The 2,014-nt window shown below is 54.7% G+C and carries 2 protein-coding genes; one reads left to right on the top strand and one right to left on the bottom strand.

The genetic code is table 11. The features are described from left to right. The first annotated feature begins 777 nt into the window (after positions 1–777). Complete coding sequence (locus tag A2J01_RS35950) at positions 778–1,182, top strand: hypothetical protein (protein WP_128638070.1); 405 nt, start codon at positions 778–780, stop codon at positions 1,180–1,182. A gap of 53 nt (positions 1,183–1,235) precedes the next feature. On the opposite strand, the gene A2J01_RS35305 is transcribed toward A2J01_RS35950, so the two are convergent. Next, on the bottom strand, positions 1,236–2,014 hold a 779-nt coding region (locus tag A2J01_RS35305), incomplete at its 5' end, for a PucR family transcriptional regulator (RefSeq protein ID WP_231915861.1).

The raw sequence follows: 2,014 nt of genomic DNA, 5'->3' as shown, positions 1-2,014 counted from the left end.
CTCGAACGACCCATCGACATCTCACCCGCTGAGCCCGACGAATCAAGCGAAACGGAGGTCGCCTGAAACACCCTCATCCACAGGTCTTGACAATATCTCCGCGCAGTGTGGACGGAACTCATGAATAGAAGTCTAGGCGCGTTCGGACATTGGTGGTGGGGGATGATGTCGCTGTCGCCAGCGCGTCGATGCTGCCAGCGATGCGACCAGTGGCGTTATCGGCGGGCGAACGAACCAGGCGCAGCGGTGAGCCGAACACCTACGAAGAACTCATCTGTTCTTTCGGTAGGTTTCCCGAGCGGCGTGCAGCGAACGCAGAGCATGCAACTCGGCACAACTGCCGGCGTGTGGCGTCAGAAAAGCTCTCCATTGCAGAGGTCGGCTACGCACACCCCTCGTCTGCGTAGCTCGACCTACATCTGGCTGGTTTTCACGTCGCGAATATTTCGGCGTTCGATCAGACTCGCGCACCCATGGTAAGTCAACGGAATCCACGCGGGTGCCAACATTAACAGTAGGAGCGGTGTCAATGTGAAGAATACAAAATCCAGCACGATACCTCGATTTCCACTGCATTCATGGAGGCCTGAAGAAGCCGTCGTCGTGGTGTCGATCGTACTGGATCGGCACCGTTCTGTGATATGTCCAAGTTGGCCAAAGTCGCAAGGAGTCCTTGTTCTTTATGCACAACTCATCCTTCCCTCTTTGACACATGAGGAATGGCTATCGTACAACTAGGTCGTATCGAGTTCGCTCCCGTATTTAAAGGAATCAACCTTGAATCGAGCATTGGACCGTCTCGCAGTTCGTGGTCGGGTGCTGGTCACACCCTGCCAGGGGGAGCCCGAACTGTGGGACTACGAATCCGATCCACCCTACGAGACGGTTGCTCAGCGAGCTGCGCGTCATAAAACTGCAGCGGACTCTTGCATGAAATGTCATATACTGACCGACTGCGAGCAGTATCTTGCTACTGATCCTTCGCCAGCCGGAGTGTGGGCCGGTCGAATCTTGGAGACGTCCGAAGGATCTGTCGAATCAAATGCGGCGAACATTGCGACAAGTGAAGGAATCGAGGGCAAAGAAATGGATATCAATGACCGAATCAAGTCGCTTTCACCGAATGCGGCATTCGATATTCTGATAGCAACAATCGTGAATCAGCATGGCAATGGAGTCTGACGAACGTGGCGCTGGAAACCTGGAAGGTTTGAGCCGGGTCGCAGCCACCCTGCTCAAACCGTCAACCGTGCGTCTACTGAGCCGAGCGGTATGGGTAATTTGAGTACTGTGCTGGGTGTCCACCACGCGGCATCCAGCGCAATCCTGAGGTTCATGAGGATGCCGGCATCGTCCAGCTTGCAACCGCACTCTTTCGCTGCTTGTCGGATGCGGTATTTGACCGTGTTGCGATGGATCGTCATGTCGTGAGCGGTCGCGGTAACGCTACAGTTGTTTGCCAGGTAGACTCGCAAGGTCTCGCGGAGCCAGCGGTTCCGCGCACTGTCCAGAAGCAAGCCTCCGAGTGAGTCTTCCGCTAGAGCCCTTAGGCTTTCCGGATCTTCGAGCAGAAGAGTGATGGCTGCAACTTCCTCGAAAGTTACCACCGGACTGATATCGACCTTGCCGTCCGAAACCACGCGGGCCGCGCGCTCTGCCTGCCTGGCTGTCTTCCGAAAACCATTTTCACCACTCTGCACGGTTCCAATTGCTGCTCGAATTCGGCCGTACTTCTGAAGAACGTCTGTAACGCTTTCAAGGCAAATCCTTCCGGCGTGAATTATCGGAAACCAAACCAGGGATCGGGCATCGCCTTTACTGTTGACTTGCGGTCGACCGATCGTACCGAGTCTGACGTTAACGGTATCTACGAGCTGGTGCCAGGACTTGCTCGGGAATGGTTCCCGGTCATTCGTCCAAAACTCAATGGCAATAGGGTTTCCTGTGAGATTGTAATATGAATCGATTTTGTATGCGTCCAAAGGATCTGTGCATGATGGCGACATTGCGCGTT

This window comes from Rhodococcus sp. EPR-134 (assembly GCF_001647205.1).
GTDB lineage: Bacteria > Actinomycetota > Actinomycetes > Mycobacteriales > Mycobacteriaceae > Rhodococcus_F > Rhodococcus_F qingshengii.
Note: the sequence above shows the minus strand (reverse complement) of the source record. Positions and strands in the feature narration are given on the sequence as shown.